Below are 19,367 nucleotides of genomic sequence, written 5' to 3'. Positions count from 1 at the left end.
CGACGCTCCAACTAGGCGCAACTGAGCGCAACTAAGCGCAACTAAGCGCCGTACAGCGCCAGCGCCCAGGCTGGCGGGCGCAGCTCCAGCGCCAGCGGCAGGTAAGCGGGGGCTAAGCGCGCCGCCAGCAGGTACACATTGGCGGCGCCCTTGGGCTCCCAGTTTCCCGTAAAGCCCTTTTCGCCGGCCGCCACGCGCTTGCGGTCGAAGGGCACGGCGCTTTTCGCGAACTCCTCGTGCGTCTTTCTGCCCTGCGCATACGGCGCCAGCCAGGCCAGCGCCTCGGCCAGGCGCTGCGCTTCCGGCGCGCCATACCAGTCGTCGCCATGCGCCTGCGCCATCAGGGCCGTCGTCAGCAGCGGTTCCAGGCTGTAGGTGGTGTAATGCAGGGCGTCGCGCTGCTCGAAATCGAAGGGCACGCCGCCGGCGCCGATATTGCGCGGCACGTGCGCCAGGAAGCGCTCCTTCGCGCGCGCAATCAGCAAGGCGTCGCCCGTGACATACGCGGCGGCCGTGCCGATCTTGATGCGGTGGCTATGCCAGTTGTTGCGCGCCGTGGACGGGCCGCCCACCTTGATCGGATCGCTCAGATAGCCCTGCGCCAGGGTGCGACAAAAGACCCGTACCTGCTCGCGCTCCACGCCATTGAGGCGCTCCTGCACCAGGTCATAGCCCATCAGCAGGCTGGCCAGCTCCGTCTCGTCGACAGGGCTGAACGACGGCCGATAGGCGCCGCTCCAGGCCAGCAGCAGCTGGCGCGCCGCCTCGAAATGCGCCATCTCGCCCGACAGCCGCCAGGCCAGCGCCTGCAGCCGCACCTGGCGCCAGTCTTCCTGCGCCTGCTGGCTGGTCTCGCGCCCGCCTTCGCCTTTCAGCAAGCCGCCCGTGCGCACCTCGGCCATCAGGTGCACGGGCCGCGCCGCATCCTTGCGCGCCGCCTTGACCACCTGTTCGGCGATGGCCGGCGCCACCCGCGCCTTGAGCGTGCGGGCGCGCGCGGCGGACGTCAGCGCAAACGGCGCCACGCCCTCATGCGGGTGCGGCGCCGCGCGCAATCCCGCCAGTGGCAGCGCCAGCAAGCCGGCCAGCACAGTGCGCCGGCGCATCAGGTGCGCGCTCAAAACCGCGTCTCCCGCGCCGCGCGCAGAAAGTTATCGAGGATGGGCGTGCAATCGAGCAGCTCGACGCCGCCCGCCGAATGGAATTCCGGGTGCCACTGCAAGCCCATGACGAAGCGGGCCCGCTGGTAGCGGATGGCTTCGACGATGTTGTCGCCCTGCGAATACGCTTCCACGGTGATGTCGCGCCCCAGGTCTTTCACGGACTGGTGGTGGATGGAATTGACAAGCGCCTCGCCCGTCTTCGGGAACAGGCCCGCCAGGGACGAGCCTTTCGGGAAGACGATCGTGTGGCGATGGCGGTCATACAGGTCGTTGACGTGCGAGGTGGCGCCTTCCACGTCCGAGGCGATGTCCTGGTACAGGGTGCCGCCAAAGCCCACGTTGATCAGTTGGCAGCCGCGGCATATGCCCAGCACGGGCTTGCCCGCGTCGACGAATTCGTGCAGCAGCTCCAGTTCGTACAGGTCGCGCGCGCGGTCGCCATTCCATTCGGGCCGCGTGGCCGCCTCGGAATACGTCTGCGGCGAGACGTCGGCACCGCCCTGCAGCACCAGACCGTCCAGGTGGCGCGCATAGTGGCGCAGGGTGATGTTGCTCGGGTGGAGCTGGCCGCTGGTATTGACCGTCGGGATCATGAACACCAGCACGTCGCGCGACATGACCCACTGCGCAATCGACTCTTCCAGGTATTGCAGGTTCTTGCTGCGCAGGCCAGTGGCGCCCGGTTCGGGGTGAAAAATGCGCGCCGAGATACCGATGCGCAAGGTGCGCCGCATGAAATCGCGGCTGGCCTTGTCGCGCATGGAGCGGTAGCGCGACGAGATCACGCGCCAGGCCAGCGCCAGCGGCGTGTCGTTGTCCTTCAGGTAGCGGGGCGCCGCATCGCGCGCGCGATGCTCATCATCGGGCGCCCGGCGGCCCACCCGGTCAGGCCGCGCCGGCGTCGCAGGATCGGGGGAAGGGGGATGCTGGGGATCTTTTTCGTCTGACATGGCAAGGCTGACTGAAAGCGGAGACGTTTTCAATATAAACCCCTGCCCCCGAAAGCACGATTCAATTTTGTAACAAAAGCCCACGTGCGGCGCATCCGCGCAACACGCGGACCGGAAAACGGCAGACAGCCCGCATACAGTCCGTTTACGCGGGCGGCCCCGCTTTTTAGAGAATCTTTACGCCCCCGCTGCTAATCTTGAACGTACCTCAACCACCGCTGCAAAGCCACCATGGAACCCCATTCACGCCTGCCAACGCATCAAGCACTGCCCCACCGCCATCCCCGCCTGCCCACCTTTCTCATGCATATCACGGTCGACAAGTCCTGCCTGGCCGAGCTGCGCCAGCTGGTCGTCAAGACGTGCGGCGGCATGCTGTCGTTCATGCGCGTCGAGGCGGTCGACCACGCCGAGCGCATGAAGGTATGGCTGTGCGTGACAGAACCGGCCTTGCGCCTGACCATGGACGCCGTCATGCGCCTGCTGCCGGCGGCGGAATTTGGCCGCATCAGCCAGGGGAAATCGCTATGAACCAGTACTCGTGCGAGCAGGCAATGTCGTCATCGCGCATTACCGCGCACTTCCAGGGCATCTGGGTGCCGATGGTCACGCCATTTCGCGACGGCGACATCGACTTCGACGCAGCCCAGCAGCTCGCGTGCGAACTGGCCGCCAGCGGCATCGATGGCCTGGTGGCATGCGGCACCACGGGCGAAGCGGCCATGCTGAGCGCCGCGGAGCACACCATGCTGCTCGACAGCGTGCTCGAAGCCGTCGGCCCCCGCTTCCCCGTCGTGATGGGAATCGGCGGCAGCGATACGCGCAGCGTCGTCGCCGCCGTGCAGCGCTACCACGACCATCCGCTGGCCGGCCTGCTGGTTTCGGCGCCGTCGTACGTACGTCCTTCGCAGGACGGCATCGTGCGCCACTTCCAGGCCATCGCCGCCGCCACCGACCACTCCATCGTGCTGTACAACGTGCCGGCCCGCACGGGCGTCAATATCGAACCGCAGACGGCGGCGCTGCTCGCGCGCGACTCGCACTTCGTCGCCATCAAGGAAGCGGGCGGCAAGCTGCAGCAGCTGGGCGAACTGCTGCTCGACACGCGCCTGGACGTGCTGTGCGGCGACGATGCGCTGCTGCTGGCCAGCCTGTCCATGGGCGGCCACGGCGCCATGTCGGCCGCCGCCCAGGTGCGCCCCGACCTGTATGCGCAGCTGTACCACCTGGTCAGGCAGGGCCGCCACGGCGCTGCGGGCGCCCTGTTCAAGACGCTGCTGCCCGTCATCCGCCTGCTGTTCTCCGAACCGAATCCCGCTCCCGTGAAGGCGGCGCTGGCCATGCAAGGCAAGGTGCGCGAGGAACTGCGCCTGCCGATGACGCCGATGTCGGCCGCCGGCCAGACCGCGCTGGCCGACGCGCTGGAGCAGCTGATGGCGCTGCCCGTCTGGACGGCCAGCGACAAGGAAGAACTACGCGAAGGCTGCCTGCTGCAGCTGGTCTCCGCCGCCAACATCATGCCAGCCGTGCGCCAAGATGATCATCGCCATCACGGATGAACGCGGAGGGATGGAGAAATCCATCCTGGCCGGACGGCTGGCCGCCTCGCGCGCACTGGCCGGGCGCAAGGTGCTGCTGCTCGATGCCGATCCGCGCCAGGGCGCCATGGCGCAGGCCAGGAACATGCACGACGGCGCCATGCACGGCAGCCTGACGCGGCCGCGCCTGATGGCGCGCGCCATCAGCGCCAAGGGCTTGCAGCCGGAGCTCGAACACCTGGTGAACTGCTACCACGACATCGTCATCGACAGCGAAGGCCGCGACTCCATGGGCAGCCGTTCGGCCCTGATCGCCGCGCGCGTGCTGGTGGTGCCGCTGGACGGCGTGGCGGACGCCGCCGCGCAGGCGGGCCTGGCGCGCCGCATCGCGCACGCGCGCAGCGTCAATCCTGGCCTGCGCGTGCTGCTGGCAACGGATACGCAAGCGGCCGCCGCCCATGTCCTGGCCGTCCAGATACCGGCCGCCCGCGTGGTCGGCCTGGGACAGCTGTACTGCGCCGTTTTCGACAGCCATCACCGCGCGGCATAGGCACCCCGCCGGGTCCGGCCCGTTCCCGGAAAAAAAAGGCGGCGCATGCGCCGCCTCTTCCCCCATCAATTAAAACGTCTTGCTGAGCGTCAGCTGCAGCGCCGTCTTGCCCATGAATTTGCCATTCACGGGCGAGGCATATGCCGACTTGCCCGCGTTCGTGCCGATCACGGCCAGCGCGCCCGTCACCATGCCGAAATCGCGCGTGACGCCCGCCTTCCAGTCCGTGTAGCTCGACGCATCATTGTTTTTGACCTTCTGGTGGCCCGCGTGCAGGTTGCCGGTCCAGCCGTTGCCCAGGTCGATATTCGCGCCGATGTCCAGGTAGCCGCTGTTCTTGCTGTTGACGATGCCGAACAGGTTCGAGACGGCGTGCGAATACTTGACATAGGCAGGGCCGTACGACAACTGGCCGTAGACTTCCTGCGTATCCGCGTCGGCCAGGCCGGCGACGTGCTTCAAGCCGTTGTCCGCATATACATAGGCGAGCACGCCCACGTCGTAGCCGATGGCGTCGCTCAACTGGCCCCGCTTGCCCGCATACAGGTCCACTTCCACGTTGCCGCTGCCGCCCGCGTCCTTGGTCCACTTGATGGTGGAAGCCCAGGCGCCCGCATACAGGCCCGTCGGGTTGTTGACGTAGTCGGCACCGCCCTGCAGGGCGGGCTTCAGGCGCGTCTGCGAAATGCCGCGGTAGCGGTAGTCGGACACGCCGGCCATGTTGAAGCTGACTTCATTGTCGGGCTTGGCCTCTTCCGCGTGGGCCAGGCTGCCCGTAAAGGCGGTGGCGACGGCAAGTGCAACTAGCATTTTATTCATGGTTTTTTCTTCTTCATGGGTGGTATGGGCCTTTGCCAACATGGCGCAGCTGGCCCGCCGCTGCAAAAATTTTGGGTAAAGCGTCCCCCTGGCGCGCGCGGCGCCCGTTTTCAAACGGGGGAAGGAATGCGGCTTAGAGCGGCAGCAGCAAGCGGTAGCCGACGGCCGTTTCCGTCAGCAGGTACTGCGGCTGGGCCGGATCGGCTTCCAGCTTCTGGCGCAGATGGCCCATGTAGATGCGCAGGTAGTGGCCGTTCTCGCTGTTCGACGGCCCCCATACTTCACGCAGCAGCTGGGGATTGGTGACCACCCTGCCCGCGTTTTTCACCAGTACCGACAGCAGACGGAATTCCGTCGGCGTCATGTGCACCAGCTGCTTGTTGCGCGTTACCAGGCGGTCTTTCAGGTCGACGCGCACGTCGCCGAACTGCACCACGCCATCATCGCTGGCGGCGGGCTGGCGCTGGCGGCGCAGGGTGGCGCGCACGCGGGCCAGCAGCTCGCCCACGCCGAACGGCTTGGTCAGATAGTCGTCGGCGCCCGCGTCCAGCGCGCGGATCTTGTCCTGCTCGTCGACCCGCGCCGACAGCACGATGATGGGCACGGCCGACCATTTGCGGATGTCGGCGATGAAATCGATGCCGTCGCCGTCGGGCAGCCCCAGGTCCAGCACGATCAGGTCCGGCCGGCGCGTGCCGGCATCGATCAGGCCACGCTGCATGGTGGCGGACTCGAAAATCTGCCAGCCCTCGTCTTCCAGCGCGGCGCGCACGAAGCGGCGGATTTGCGGTTCATCCTCGACCAGCAGGGCGGTGGCGGAAGGTTCGTTCATGTTGGTTTTCCTGTTTCATGGTCGTTGGCGTCATCGAGCTCGATCTCCGGCGGCGCCGGAGGCGTGCCCAGCGGCAGGCTGAAGACGAGGGCGGCGCCCTGTCCCGGCGCGTGCGGCTGCGCATGGATGGCGCCACCGTGGGCTTCGACGATGGCACGGCAAATGGCCAGCCCCAGGCCGACGCCCGGCTTGTTCGATTCGCGCTCGCCGCGCGTGAATTTTTCAAAGATGGCTTCTTCGCGGCCGGGCGGCAGGCCCGGGCCGTCGTCACACACCGTCACCTGCAGGAACTGGCCGTGCACTCCTGCCGCGACGGTGATGGTGCTGCCGGGCGGCGTGTACTTGGCCGCGTTTTCCAGCAGGTTGCACAGCACGCGCTCGATCAGCACGGCGTCGTAGCGCACCAGCGGCAGGTCCGGCGCCAGCTGCGTCTGCACGGCATGCTGCTGCAATTGCGGGCCGCTGGCGCGCAATGCGCTGCCCACCACTTCTTCCAGCGCCTGCCATTGCAGGTTCAGGCGCACCTGCCCGCTCTCGATGCGCGCCATGTCCAGCAGGTTCGCCACCAGGGCGCTCATGCGCACGGTTTCGGACTGCAGCGAGCGCGCCATGTCCAGCTGCGCGGGCGACAACGGAGGCCTGGACAGGGCAAGCGACTCGGCCAGGCCCACCAGCGACGTCAATGGCGTGCGCAAGTCGTGCGACAGGGCCGCCAGCAGCGAATTGCGCAGGCGCTCGGACTCCATCTGCAGCAGCGCGCCCTGGGCCACGTCGATATAGTGCACGCGCTCGAGGGCGATGGCCGCCAGCGCGGCAAAGGTGTCGAGGTGCTGGCGCTGTTCCGGCACCAGCAGCCAGCGTCCGCGGTGCGCGCCATCGAGCGGCAGCAGCGCCAGCACGCCCCGCGTACGCATCGGCGCGATCAGCGGCAGGTAGAAAATGGGCGATGCCGGCAAGGTATCGGTGCCCGTACCGGCCGCCTGCGCATGGTCGAAGGCCCACTGCGCGATGCCCATGTCCAGCGGCTGAGCGCCGCTCGGGGTCTGCAAGCTGCCCTCGTCATCGGGCAAAAGCAAGGTGGCGCGCGCGCGGAAAGCCCGTTCGATGGCGCTTTTCGTGATATCGAAAATCTGCTCCGTCTGCAGCACGCCGGACAATTCGCGCGAAAACTCGTACAGGGCGCGGGCGCGCGCCTCGCGGTGCGAGGCAACGCGCGCCTGGAAACGCAGGCCGGCCGTCAGGTGGCCCGTGATCAGCCCCACGGCCAGCATCACGCCAAACGTGATCACGTACTGGAAATCGCCCACGGCAAACGAAAAACGGGGCGGCACGAAGATGAAATCGAAGCAGGCCACGCCCACCAGGCTGGCCAGCGCCGCCGGCCCGCGCCCCAGGCGCACGGCCACCAGCACCACCGTCAGCAGCGACAGCATGGCGATATTGGCCAGGTCCAGGTAAGGCTGCAGCGGCACGGAGGCGATGGCCGTGCCCAGGCTGGCGCCGGCCGCCAGTATGTAGCGCCAATGGCGCGACGGCCGGCGCGGCGCCTCCGCCTCGTCGCCCGCCGCGCGGCGGGGCGCCGCATCGGCGGCGGGCAAGCCCACTTCGATCAGGTCGATATCGGGCGCCAGGCTGGCCATGCGCGCGGCCGGCGGCGCATGCCACAGGCGCGCCAGCGCGCCGGCGCGACCACGGCCCACGATGACTTTCGAGATATTCGCGCTGCGCGCATACTCGACCACGGCACCGGCAATGTCGGCCGACGGCACTATGGCCGTGCGCGCGCCCAGGTCCTGCGCCAGTTTCAGGGTTTTCAGGATGCGTTCGCGCTCGCGCGCCGGCAGGCGCTGCAGGCGCGGCGTTTCCACGTACAGCGCATGCCATTCCGCGTTCAGCTGGCTGGCCAGGCGCGCCGTGCTGCGGATCACGTGTTCGCCTCCCGCGTGCGGTCCCACGCAGGCGAGCAGCGCGGCCCCCGTCTTCCACACGGGGTTGATGGATTTCTCGACGCGGTAAGCCTGCACGTCGTCCTGCACCCGGTCGGCCGTGCGGCGCAGGGCCAGTTCGCGCAAGGCGATCAAATTACCTTTGCGGAAAAAATGCTGCGACGCCCGCTCGGCCTGCTGCGGCTGGTACACCTTGCCCTGCTTCAGGCGGCGCAGCAGTTCATCGGCGGGAATATCGACCAGCACCACTTCATCGGCGCGGTCGAACACCGTGTCAGGCAAGGTTTCAGCCACGCGCACGCCCGTGATCCCGCCCACCACGTCATTGAGGCTTTCCAGGTGCTGCACATTCACGGTCGACAGCACGTCGATGCCGGCCGCCAGCAATTCCTCGACATCCTGCCAGCGCTTCGGATGGCGCGAACCGGCCACGTTCGAGTGCGCCAGTTCATCCATCAGTATCAGCGGCGGCGCGCGCCGCAGCGCTTCGTCCAGGTCGAACTCGAACAGGGTCTTGCCCCGGTATTCAATCGCCTTGAGCGGCAGCACGGGCAAGCCGTCAAGCTGGGCCGCCGTATCCTGGCGCCCATGCGTCTCCACCACGCCCACCAGCAAGTCCTGGCCATCGGCCAGCAATTTGCGGGCGGCGGCCAGCATCGCATAGGTCTTGCCGACGCCGGCCGAGGCGCCGAAGTAAATGCGCAGCCGGCCGCGCGCGGCTTTCTTTTCCTGCGCCTGCACCTGCGCCAGCAGGGCATCAGGGTCGGGGCGTTGGCTGTCGTTGGGGAGCATATTGTATTTTAATCTTCCTGGAGCATTTGTACGTCGGATTAGCGCCAGCGCGTAATCCGACGGCATTGTTGGCTGCGCCGGTGGTAATGTCGGCTTACGCTGCGCTAAGCCGACCTACGCCGGCCTGCGCCAGCCTGCGCACCGTTGCCAGCTTACTTTGCCATGGCATCCAATGCCAGATTCAGTTCCAGCACATTGACCCGCGGTTCGCCGAAAAAGCCGATATACGCGGTTTTCTGTACCTTGGCGATGGCGTTTTCCACCTGCGCCAGCGGCACGGCGCGCACGCGGGCCACGCGCGGCGCCTGGTACAGGGCGCCCGCCAGGCTGATTTCCGGATCCAGGCCGCTGCTCGACGCCGTCACCAGGTCGACGGGGATCGGGTTGCGGTTGCCGGGATCGGCTGCCTGCAGGGCGGCGATGCGCGCCTTGACGGCGTCCACCAGGGCCGGATTGCTCGGTCCCTGGTTGGAGCCGCCCGAACCGGCGCCATTGTTCGCCATCGGCGCGGTGGCCGATGGCCGGCCCCAGAAGTACTTGGGCGAGGTGAAGGACTGGCCGATCAGGCTCGAGCCGACTGGCTTGCCGCCGCGCTCGACGATGCTGCCGTTGACTTCATCGTTGAAAGCCAGCTGGCCGATGCCGGCCGTGGCAAACGGATAGACGACGCCGCAGATCACGGTCAGCGCGGCAAACAGGACCAGGGCGGGACGTACGATAGTGCTCATGATGGTTCCTTTAGACTAAATTGAGGGCGGACAGCAGCATGTCGATCAGCTTGATCCCGATGAAGGGCAGGATGATGCCGCCCAGGCCGTAGATCAGCAGGTTGCGGCGCAACAGGCTGGCCGCGCCGATGGCGCGGTATTGCACGCCCTTCAGGGCCAGCGGGATCAGCACGACGATGATCAGCGCATTGAAGATCACGGCCGACATGATGGCCGAGGCGGGGCTGGCCAGGTGCATGATGTCGAGCGCCTTCAGCTGCGGATACGTGCCCACGAAGGCGGCCGGGATGATGGCGAAGTACTTGGCGATGTCGTTCGAGATCGAGAACGTCGTCAGCGAACCGCGCGTCATCAGCATCTGCTTGCCGATCTCGACGATTTCCAGCAGCTTGGTGGGATTCGAATCCAGATCGACCATATTGCCCGCCTCCTTGGCCGCCTGCGTGCCCGAATTCATGGCCACGGCCACGTCGGCCTGGGCCAGCGCAGGCGCATCGTTGGTGCCGTCGCCCGTCATGGCCACGAGGCGGCCTTCGGACTGGTAGCTGCGAATCAGTTTGAGCTTGTCTTCGGGCGTCGCTTCGGCGAGGAAATCGTCGACGCCCGCTTCGGCGGCGATGGCCGCTGCCGTCAGCTTGTTGTCGCCCGTGATCATCACCGTCTTGATGCCCATGCGGCGCAATTCCGCAAAGCGCTCCTTGATGCCGCCCTTGACGATATCCTTCAGTTCCACCACGCCCATGACGCGGCCGTCGTCGACCACCACCAGCGGCGTGCTGCCGCGGCGCGCGATATCGTCGACGGCGCGCGCCACCTCGGCCGGATACGGCTGGCCCAGCGCTTCCACATACTTTTTCATGGAATCGGCCGCGCCCTTGCGCAGCTGGCGCACCTGCTGTTCGCCCGGAATATCCACGCCGCTCATGCGCGTTTGCGCCGTGAACGGTACGAAGGTGGCGTGCAGGTTGCCCATCTCGCGTTCGCGGATATTGAACTTCTGCTTGGCCAGCACGACGATGCTGCGGCCTTCCGGCGTTTCATCGGCCAGGGAAGCCAGTTGCGCCGCGTCGGCCAGTTGCTGCTCCGTCACGCCGGGCGCCGGTACAAAGCTCGACGCCTGGCGGTTGCCCAGGGTGATGGTGCCGGTTTTATCGAGCAGCAGCACGTCCACGTCGCCCGCCGCTTCCACGGCGCGGCCCGACGTGGCGATCACATTGGCCTGCATCATGCGGCTCATGCCGGCCACGCCGATGGCCGACAGCAGGCCGCCGATGGTGGTCGGGATCAGGCACACGAGCAGCGCGATCAGCACGGTGATCGTGACGGGCGTGCCGCTGCCGGCCGCCGCCACGGAAAACAGCGAATACGGCAGCAGGGTCACGGTGACGATCAGGAAGACGATGGACAGGGCCACGAGCAGGATCGTCAGGGCGATCTCGTTCGGTGTCTTCTGGCGCTTGGCGCCTTCGACCATGGCGATCATGCGGTCGATGAACGCTTCGCCCGGATTGACGGAAACGCGCACCAGCAGCCAGTCCGACAGCACGCGGGTGCCGCCCGTGACGGCGGAAAAATCGCCGCCCGATTCGCGGATCACGGGCGCCGATTCGCCCGTGATGGCGCTCTCGTCGACGGAGGCCACGCCGGCCGTCACTTCGCCGTCGGCGGGAATCACGTCGCCCGCCTCGACCAGCACCGTCATGCCCTTGCGCAGGTCGGTGGCCGGCGTGGGCAGCCAGGGCGTGCCGTATTTCGGCGTCTGCATTTTTTTCGCCATCACCGTCTGTTTCAAGGCGCGCAGCGAGGCCGCCTGCGCCTTGCTGCGGCCTTCGGCCAGCGCTTCGGCGAAGTTCGCGAACAGCACGGTGAACCACAGCCAGACGGCGACGGCGACGATGAAGCCGAACGGCGCTTCACCCTGGCCATTCAGGGCCTGGATGGCCAGCAGGGTGGTGATGATGCTGCCCACGTAGACGACGAACATCACGGGGCTGCGCCACTGCGTGCGGGGGTCGAGTTTTTTGAACGCATCGACGATGGCGGGGCCAATCAGTGCGGAATCGAACAAGGTCAGGCTTGTGCGTGACATGGTAGCCTCTTATTTTGTGAAAAGTTGCAGGTGTTCCACGATCGGGCCCAGGGCCAGCGCGGGAACGTAATTGAGCACGCCGACCAGCACCACCACGCCGATCAGCAAGCCGATGAACATGGGGCCGTGCGTGGGCATGGTGCCGGCATTGACCGACAGGCGCTGCTTGCCCGCCAGCGAACCGGCCACGGCCAGCACAGGCACGATTACGCCGAAACGGCCGAACCACATGGCGATCGCCAGCATCACGTTATAGAACGGCGTGTTGGCGGACAGGCCGGCAAACGCGCTGCCGTTGTTGTTGGCCGCCGACGTGAAGGCGTACAGGATTTCGGAAAAACCGTGCGCGCCCGGATTGGCCACGCCCACCGTGCCCGGTTCGACCATCACGGCAATCGCCGTGCCCGTCAATACGAGGGCCGGCGTGACCAGGATGGCCAGCGACACCATCTTCATTTCATAGGCCTGGATTTTCTTGCCCAGGTATTCAGGCGTGCGGCCTATCATCAGGCCGGCGATGAAGACGGCCAGGATGGCGAACATCAGCATGCCGTACAGGCCCGTGCCCACGCCGCCGAAAATCACTTCGCCGAACTGCATCAGCAGCAGCGGCACCATGCCGCCCAGGGGCATGTAGGAATCGTGCATGGAATTGACGGCGCCGCACGATGCCGCCGTCGTCACCGCCGCGAACAGGGTCGACGAACTGATGCCGAAGCGCGTTTCCTTGCCTTCCATATTGCCGCCCGATTGCAGGCTGCTGGCCTGCTGGTCCACGCCCAGCGCTTGCAAGGCGGGATTGGCTTGCTGCTCGGCGCTCATCACGCCGGCCGTCATGACGACAAAGATCAGGGTCATGGCGGCCAGCACGGCCCAGCCCTGGCGCATGTCGCCCACCATGCGGCCGAACGTGAAGCACAGGCCGGCGGGAATGATGAAGATGGCCAGCATCTGCAGGAAGTTCGACAGCACGGTGGGGTTTTCGTACGGATGCGAAGAGTTGGCGTTGAAGAAGCCGCCGCCATTCGTGCCCAGCAGCTTGATCGATTCCTGCGACGCGACGGGGCCCATGGCGATCGTCTGCGTCGTCGCCACCTGCGCTTCCATCACGGGCTTGCCGGCGGCGTCCAGCACGGGCTGGCCGTCGGCCGTCACTTTCGGCGTTTCATACGCCACGTGGTCGAGCAGGGTCACTTCCTTGTAGGCGGAAAAATTCTGGATCATGCCTTCGCCCATGAAGACGACGGACAGGGCCAGCGACAGCGGCAGCAGGATGTACAGGGTGGAGCGCACCAGGTCGACCCAGAAATTGCCGATCGATTTGCCCGAGCGCGAGGCGAAGCCGCGCACCAGCGCGAAGATCACGGCAATGCCGGTAGCGGCCGAAAAGAAGTTCTGGCACGCCAGGCCCAGCATCTGGGTCAGGTAGCTCATGGTCTGCTCGCCGCCATAGCCCTGCCAGTTGGTATTGGCGACGAAGCTGACGGTGGTATTGAACGAGGAATCGGGGCTGACGGCGCCCAGGCCCTGGGGATTCAAGGGCAAAAAGCCCTGCAGGCGCTGCAGGCCGTACACGAAGACGGCGCCCACGGTATTGAAGACGATCAGGGCGATGGCGTAGCTTTTCCAGCCCATGGCCTTGTCGGCAGGCAGGCCGGACCAGCGGTACAGCAGGTTTTCCAGCTTCTGAAGCCAGCCCAAGCCGCGCACGGGGCCATCGCCAGCCACCTTGGCCATGTACAGGCCCAGCGGATAGCCGGCGGCCAGCAGCACGGCCAGGAAAGCCACCAGCAGCAATATCGATTGCGTCGTCATCACAGTTCCTCCGCCTTCAGCAGCGCCACCAGCAGGTACACGAACAGGCCAGCCGACACGACGGCGCCCAGCACATAAAACGCGTTCATTTGACGCTCCCTAATTTGTCGCAGGCGACGGCAAAGCCGGCTGCCACGACGAAAAACACGGCAATCAAGCCGAGATACACGATATCCATTCCCACCCTCATTCAGGTTTGTTTTGATAGTGTGCAGATTAGCCAAAAGGGTCTAAAAAATTCGTAAAGACTGGGGAGGCAGCTGTAAACAAGATGTAAAAACGGGGGCTTTACCGCATAAAATCCATCACAATTGGCGCCAAACCACGCGCGCAGCGCACTGTTGTTGCCCTGGAGTAGCGCTATTGCTCGCGGGACAAGATAGAATGCGCGAGCGTCCGCACAAGGACGCCATGCCTGCCGCACTGCCCTCCCCCAGTGACGCTGGACGGGATATACTGTATATTCATACAGCTATCGCCGCCGCTGTCATTGCGCCATGCAGTGCCCTGGCCTGGCGTTCCAACCACTGTCTTTATTAGCTTGAACACGTATGGCCACTAAAAAACCAGCATCCGACTACAGCGAATCATCCATCCGTGTCCTGAAAGGACTGGAACCCGTCAAGCAGCGCCCGGGGATGTACACCCGCACTGAAAATCCGCTGCACATCATTCAGGAAGTGATCGACAATGCCTCCGACGAGGCGCTGGGCGGTCATTGCACGCATATCGCCGTCACGCAAAACACGGATGGCAGCATCACCGTGGAAGACAATGGCCGCGGCATTCCCGTCGGCCTGCACCCGGAAGAAGGCGTGCCGACGGTGGAAATCGTGTTTACACGGCTGCACGCGGGCGGCAAGTTCGACAAGGGTTCGGGCGGCGCCTACGCGTTCTCGGGCGGCCTGCACGGCGTCGGCGTGTCCGTCACCAATGCGCTGTCCACGCGCCTGGAAATCACCGTCTGGCGCAAGGAAAGCGACGGCAACGGCCTGCACCACATGGTATTTGCCAATGGCGACGTGATCGAACCGCTGAATTCGCGCCCCGCCCCGCGCGACGGCAAGAAGTCCGGCACGCGCGTGACGGCCTGGCCCGACGCGAAGTATTTTGACTCGCCGAACATCTCGCAAACCGAGCTGCAACGCCTGCTGCGCTCGAAAGCCGTGCTGCTGCCCGGCGTCACCGTCACGCTCACCAACGCGAAAACGGGCGATACGCAGACCTGGCTGTACGCGGAAGGCTTGCGCGGCTACCTGACCGAATCGCTGGCGCAGGTCTCGAATGGCGAAACCCTGATTCCCCTGTTCGAAGGCGCGCAATATGCGGGCCCGGACTCGGAAGGCTTTGCCGAAGGCGAAGGCGCCGCCTGGGTGGTGGCATGGACGGAAGAAGGCGCCATCGTGCGCGAATCGTATGTCAACCTGATTCCCACCTCGAATGGCGGCACGCACGAATCGGGCTTGCGCGACGGCCTGTTCGGCGCCGTGAAAAACTTCGTCGAAATGCACTCGCTGCTGCCCAAGGGCGTGAAACTGCTGCCCGAAGACGTGTTCGCGCGCGCTTCATTCGTGCTGTCGGCGAAAGTGCTGGACCCGCAATTCCAGGGCCAGATCAAGGAACGCCTCAATTCGCGCGACGCCGTGCGCCTGGTCTCGACCTTCGCCAAGCCGCCGCTGGAACTGTGGCTGAACCAGCACGTCGACTATGGCAAGAAGCTGGCCGAACTGGTGATCAAGCAGGCGCAATCGCGCCAGCGCTCGCTGCAGAAAGTGGAAAAGAAGAAATCCTCGGGTGTGGCCGTCCTGCCCGGCAAGCTGACGGACTGCGAATCGTCGGACATCGCGCGCAATGAACTGTTCCTCGTCGAGGGCGACTCGGCGGGCGGCTCGGCCAAGATGGGCCGCGACAAGGAATTCCAGGCGATCCTGCCCCTGCGCGGCAAGGTCCTGAACTCGTGGGAAACGGACCGCGACCGCCTGTTCGCCAATAACGAGATCCACGATATTGCCGTCGCCATCGGCGTCGACCCGCACAGCATCGGCGACACGCCCGACCTGTCCGGTCTGCGCTACGGCAAGATCTGCATCCTGTCCGATGCGGACGTGGACGGCTCGCACATCCAGGTATTGCTGCTGACCCTGTTCTTCAAGCACTTCCCCGCGCTGATCAACAAGGGCCACATCTGCATCGCCCGTCCGCCCCTGTACCGCGTGGACGCGCCGGCGCGCGGCAAGAAGCCAATGCAGAAAATCTACGCGCTCGACGACGGCGAACTGCTGGCCATCGAGGACAAGCTGCGCAAGGAAGGCGTGAAACAGGGCGCCTGGTCGATCTCGCGCTTCAAGGGCCTGGGCGAGATGAACGCCGAGCAGCTGTGGGAAACGACGATGAACCCGGACACGCGCCGCCTGCTGCCCGTCACGCTCGGTGAAATCGACCACATGACGTCCGCCGCCCGCTTCAATATGCTGATGGGCAAGGGCGAGGCCGCAGGACGCCGTGCCTGGATCGAGGAACACGGCAATGAGGCGGAGGCGGATATCTGATGATCATCGGCATCGACCTGGGCACCACCAACAGCCTGGTCGCCATCTGGCGCGACGGCAAGGCTTCCATCATCCCGAATGCGCTGGGCGAACACCTGACGCCGTCGTGCGTGAGCATCGATGACGACGGCACCGTGCTGGTGGGCCGCGCCGCGCGCGAGCGCCTGCAGACGCACCCGCAGCTGACGGCGGCCGTCTTCAAGCGCTACATGGGCAGCGAAAAGAAAATCACCCTCGGCACGCAGCAATTCCGTCCGGAAGAGCTGTCGTCGATGGTACTGCGCGCGCTGAAGGAAGATGCGGAAGCCTTCCTGGGCCACAAGGTCGAGGAAGCCATCATCACCGTGCCCGCGTATTTCAGCGATGCGCAGCGCAAGGCCACGCGCATCGCCGGCCAACTGGCGGGCTTGCGCGTGGAGCGCCTGCTGAACGAACCGACGGCCGCCGCGCTGGCCTACGGCATCCGCGACAAGGAACAGGAAAGCAAATTCCTCGTCTTCGACCTGGGCGGCGGCACCTTCGACGTGTCGATCCTGGAACTGTTCGAAGGCGTGATGGAAGTGCGCGCCTCGGCCGGCGACAATTTTTTAGGGGGCGAAGACTTCGTCACCGTGCTGGTCGACGCCTTTTTGGAAGGCAGCGGCCTGCGCGACGCCGTCGGCAGCCGCCTGCTCGACCCGCGCCAGCAGCAGCTGCTGCGCGATGAAGCGGAGCGCGTCAAGCGCCTGCTGTCGGAACAGCCGTCCGTGCGCATGGCCACGCGCTACCAGGACAAGGAATACAGCTGGGAGATCAACGAAGACAAGCTGGCGCAGCTGTGCGAACCGCTGCTGGCGCGCCTGCGCCTGCCCGTCGAACGGGCGCTGCGCGACGCCACCATCCGCGCCGCGGAATTGAATGAAGTGGTGCTGGCCGGCGGCGCCACGCGCATGCCGCTGGTACGCAAGCTGGTGTCGCGCATGTTCGGCCGCTTCCCCGCCATCCACCTGGACCCGGACGAAGCCGTGGCGCTGGGCGCTGCCGTGCAGGCGGGCCTGAAGATGCGCGACGCCGCCCTCGATGAAGTGGTCATGACGGACGTGGCGCCGTATTCGCTGGGCATTTCGATTTCACGCCAGGTCGGCGCGAACCAGTACGAAGGCGGACATTACCTGCCCATCATCGAGCGCAATTCCGTGGTGCCCGTCTCGCGCACGGAAAACATCACCACCATCTACGACAACCAGAAGGAAATCAACGTGGCGATCTTCCAGGGCGAATCGCGCCTGGTGGCCGACAACGTCTTCCTCGGCAAGATCAGCTTCCCGATTCCCGCGAAAAAGGCGGGCGAGATCGGCATCGACGTGCGCTTCACCTACGACATCAGCGGCGTGCTGGAAGCGGAAGTGACGGTGCTGGCCACGCAGGAAAAGCACAAGATGGTCATCAGCGACAACGCGGGCGTGATGACGCCGGAACAGATCGAGCAGCGCTTTCTTGAACTGGCCGACCTGAAGATCCACCCGCGCGAGCAGCTGGAAAACCGCACCCTGGTCACGCGCGCCGACCGCCTGTACGAACAGTCGCTGGGCGACGTGCGCCAGTACCTGGCCGCGCATACGGCCAATTTCCAGGCGGCGCTGGAGACGCAGGACCCGAGCACCATCCGCAAGGCGCGCCAGGCACTGGATGACGTGCTGCGCCAGGTCGAGAGCGAGAGCTTTTTGTAGATGGACGGCGGCATGCACAACGAGCAGCGCAGCCTGTGGGATATCCTGGACACGGAGCCGACCGGCGACGAGCGCGCCCTCAAGCGTGCGTATGCGAAACGCCTGAAGGTGACGCGTCCCGACGACGATCCGGCCGCCTTCCAGGAGCTGCGCGACGCGTATGAATATGCGCTGCGCCACGCGCACCTGTTTGCCGCCGACCTGCAGGAGCAAGGACATACGGCGCCCGTGGCGGCGCCTGAAGCGACGGACGAATCTGCGCGCGTCGAAACCGAGCAGGCCGAAGCGGCGCCCGCGGAACCGGCCGATCTGTGGGGCATCGTCGACCACGCCGCGCAAGACACGGGCGCCGAACTGTGGGGCGTGATAGCAGAACCCGCGCCAGCACTGGCGCCACCGCCGGAACAATGGGGCGTGGTCGCCATCGACCCGGTCCAGGAAGCGGCCAGCCTGTGGCAGGCATTCCTGGAGCAGACGCGGCGCCGCAACGGGGCCGCTCTGCTGCCCGGCTTCCTGGAGCGCGAGGAACTGCTCAACCTTGACGTGCGCGAGGAATTCGACCTGTGCGCGCTGCGCTATTGCGCCAGCGCCGGCTACGACCTGCCGCTGCGCCAGGCCCTGTTCGAGCAGCTGGGCTGGGAACACGATTTTGCCTACCTGGGCCGCAGCCATGGCGACCTGGTACGCGCTGCCGTGCAGCGCTACCGGGCAGACCGCTCGTTCGCCCACTTCAGCGACAACCGCGACAGCTATCCGGGCCTGGACTGCATCATGTCGCAGCAAGCGCCATCAGCCTATGCGCGCCAGCTGTTCGACCAAAAATTCAATCAGCAGCTGCGCGAGCTGTTGCAGACGATACGCTGGCAGCATGCCGAAATGCTGGCCTACAAGCTCGATATGGATTTGTTCGAGCAATGGGAGCAGGCGGTATTCTCCAAGCGCTATTTCAAGCAGACGGCCCTGGCATCGGGCGGCCTGGGTTTCGTGCTGCACTTCATGCTGGCCGGCGTGCTCGATGCGGGCGGTTTCAAGCTGGGCGACACCGGCGCCTATGCCAGCCTGCTGGGTTTCCAGGTGCTGGCCTTTGCCCTGCTGGCCGTGCATGCCTTGCGCTGGCCGGCGCCGCTGTTCACGCGCCTGGACGCGCTGCAGGAAGGGCTGCAGGAACGCCTGCCCGTGCTGTGGGCGCGGCCAGGCTTGCGGCAGCTGGGCTGGATCGCGCCCTATGTACTGCTGGCCTTGCTGCTCTTCCTGCCCGAACGCAGCGACACGATGCGCCTCGTCGCCTCGGCCGGCTTGTGCGCGTCGGCCTTGCTTGCCTATGCGATGAACCGCCAACTGCTGCATGGCATGCTGCTGCTCCTGTCCCTGGGCCTGTCGCTGTTCGTCGGCATGTTCATGAGCGGCAGAGGTCCGGCGGCGCTGGCCATCGGCGAAGCCATGCCATTGATGTTTTGCCTGGCCGCGCTGGCCCTGCGCAGCGCCACGGGCCTGTATGGCGATTGCCGCTTCCCCGAGGCGCTCTTGCCGCGCCTGCGCGCAGCGTGGCTGATCGGTTGCGCGGGCCTGTTGCTGCAGTTGCATGTGCAGCAGCTGCCGGCCGCCCTCGTCGGCGCCGCATTGTATGTCTGGTCGTGCGCGGGCTTGCTGTTTTCTCCCAGCGATTTCCGCTGGAAGACGATGTGGCCGCTGGTACTGGCGCCATCGATCGGCAGTTTTCTGCTGGCCGCCCAGGCGCCGTCCGTCCGCGCCATGCCCATGATGCATAACAGCGTCGAACTGGCCGTGGCCGTGCTGTATCTCACCTTGCGCTACATGTATCTGACGTACGGCAAGTCCTTTTCCAAATCCGGGCTGTCATAATCAGCTCCACGAATTCCACCGCAA

Annotated in this window: 15 protein-coding genes; 6 read left to right on the top strand and 9 right to left on the bottom strand. The window is 65.7% G+C overall.

The features are described 5' to 3' along the window. Window positions 1-41: 41 nt before the first annotated feature. Window positions 42-1,106 (bottom strand): alginate lyase family protein, encoded by a 1,065-nt coding sequence (locus VPH41_RS02150; RefSeq protein ID WP_328568817.1) that lies wholly within the window; start codon window positions 1,104-1,106, stop codon window positions 42-44. Between the two features lie 11 nt (window positions 1,107-1,117). Further along, on the bottom strand, window positions 1,118-2,113 hold the full coding sequence (locus tag VPH41_RS02145) for a gamma-glutamyl-gamma-aminobutyrate hydrolase family protein (RefSeq protein ID WP_193317676.1): 996 nt from the start codon (window positions 2,111-2,113) through the stop codon (window positions 1,118-1,120). Between the two features lie 231 nt (window positions 2,114-2,344). On the opposite strand from VPH41_RS02145, the gene VPH41_RS02140 reads away from it, so the two are divergent. Genes VPH41_RS02140 through VPH41_RS02130 form a run of 3 tightly spaced genes read left to right on the top strand, consistent with a single transcriptional unit; the run spans window position 2,345 to window position 4,201 of the window. Continuing rightward, on the top strand, window positions 2,345-2,644 hold the full coding sequence (locus VPH41_RS02140) for a hypothetical protein (RefSeq protein ID WP_226938816.1): 300 nt from the start codon (window positions 2,345-2,347) through the stop codon (window positions 2,642-2,644). After that, on the top strand, window positions 2,641-3,672 hold the full coding sequence (gene dapA / locus VPH41_RS02135; protein ID WP_328568816.1) for a 4-hydroxy-tetrahydrodipicolinate synthase: 1,032 nt from the start codon (window positions 2,641-2,643) through the stop codon (window positions 3,670-3,672). Before VPH41_RS02140 ends, dapA begins: the two co-directional genes overlap by 4 nt. 10 nt (window positions 3,673-3,682) lie before the next feature. After that, window positions 3,683-4,201, top strand: coding sequence for a cobyrinic acid ac-diamide synthase (locus tag VPH41_RS02130; RefSeq protein ID WP_287775529.1), 519 nt, complete (start codon window positions 3,683-3,685; stop codon window positions 4,199-4,201). A gap of 69 nt (window positions 4,202-4,270) precedes the next feature. Here the strand turns inward: VPH41_RS02130 and VPH41_RS02125 are convergent, their stop codons facing one another. From VPH41_RS02125 to kdpF, 7 genes are all read right to left on the bottom strand, one after another. Further along, window positions 4,271-5,020 (bottom strand): TorF family putative porin, encoded by a 750-nt coding sequence (locus VPH41_RS02125; RefSeq protein WP_328568815.1) that lies wholly within the window; start codon window positions 5,018-5,020, stop codon window positions 4,271-4,273. A 133-nt stretch (window positions 5,021-5,153) separates the two neighbouring features. Next, on the bottom strand, window positions 5,154-5,852 hold the full coding sequence (kdpE, locus tag VPH41_RS02120) for a two-component system response regulator KdpE (RefSeq protein ID WP_034746496.1): 699 nt from the start codon (window positions 5,850-5,852) through the stop codon (window positions 5,154-5,156). Further along, window positions 5,849-8,590 carry a DUF4118 domain-containing protein gene (locus VPH41_RS02115; RefSeq protein ID WP_328568814.1) on the bottom strand — a complete coding sequence of 914 codons (2,742 nt, stop codon included), beginning with the start codon at window positions 8,588-8,590 and terminating at the stop codon, window positions 5,849-5,851. Before VPH41_RS02115 ends, kdpE begins: the two co-directional genes overlap by 4 nt. A 152-nt stretch (window positions 8,591-8,742) precedes the next feature. Beyond that, window positions 8,743-9,318: a potassium-transporting ATPase subunit KdpC gene (gene kdpC / locus VPH41_RS02110; RefSeq protein ID WP_328568813.1), complete on the bottom strand. Its 576-nt coding sequence runs from the start codon at window positions 9,316-9,318 to the stop codon at window positions 8,743-8,745. Between the two features lie 10 nt (window positions 9,319-9,328). Continuing rightward, complete coding sequence (kdpB, locus tag VPH41_RS02105) at window positions 9,329-11,407, bottom strand: potassium-transporting ATPase subunit KdpB (RefSeq protein WP_328568812.1); 2,079 nt, start codon at window positions 11,405-11,407, stop codon at window positions 9,329-9,331. A 9-nt stretch (window positions 11,408-11,416) separates the two neighbouring features. Continuing rightward, the gene (gene kdpA / locus VPH41_RS02100; RefSeq protein ID WP_287775524.1) at window positions 11,417-13,222 is read right to left on the bottom strand and encodes a potassium-transporting ATPase subunit KdpA; all 1,806 of its coding nucleotides are present in this window, start codon (window positions 13,220-13,222) and stop codon (window positions 11,417-11,419) included. Beyond that, window positions 13,222-13,311 (bottom strand): K(+)-transporting ATPase subunit F, encoded by a 90-nt coding sequence (gene kdpF, locus VPH41_RS02095; protein ID WP_152255096.1) that lies wholly within the window; start codon window positions 13,309-13,311, stop codon window positions 13,222-13,224. Before kdpF ends, kdpA begins: the two co-directional genes overlap by 1 nt. Window positions 13,312-13,773: 462 nt before the next feature. Between kdpF and VPH41_RS02090 the strand changes: the two genes are divergently transcribed. The 3 genes from VPH41_RS02090 to VPH41_RS02080 are packed head-to-tail and all read left to right on the top strand — an operon-like array spanning window position 13,774 to window position 19,343. Next, window positions 13,774-15,771, top strand: a complete 1,998-nt coding sequence (locus VPH41_RS02090) for a DNA topoisomerase IV subunit B (protein ID WP_152282797.1) — start codon at window positions 13,774-13,776, stop codon at window positions 15,769-15,771. Continuing rightward, window positions 15,771-17,480 (top strand): molecular chaperone HscC, encoded by a 1,710-nt coding sequence (locus tag VPH41_RS02085; RefSeq protein ID WP_152282798.1) that lies wholly within the window; start codon window positions 15,771-15,773, stop codon window positions 17,478-17,480. The genes VPH41_RS02090 and VPH41_RS02085 overlap by 1 nt, the downstream gene beginning before the upstream one ends. A 12-nt stretch (window positions 17,481-17,492) precedes the next feature. Beyond that, window positions 17,493-19,343: a J domain-containing protein gene (locus VPH41_RS02080; protein WP_328568811.1), complete on the top strand. Its 1,851-nt coding sequence runs from the start codon at window positions 17,493-17,495 to the stop codon at window positions 19,341-19,343. Window positions 19,344-19,367: the final 24 nt, after the last annotated feature.

Source organism: Janthinobacterium sp. P210006 (assembly GCF_036231885.1).
GTDB lineage: Bacteria > Pseudomonadota > Gammaproteobacteria > Burkholderiales > Burkholderiaceae_D > Janthinobacterium > Janthinobacterium violaceinigrum.
This window is presented reverse-complemented; position numbering and strand designations above follow the sequence as displayed.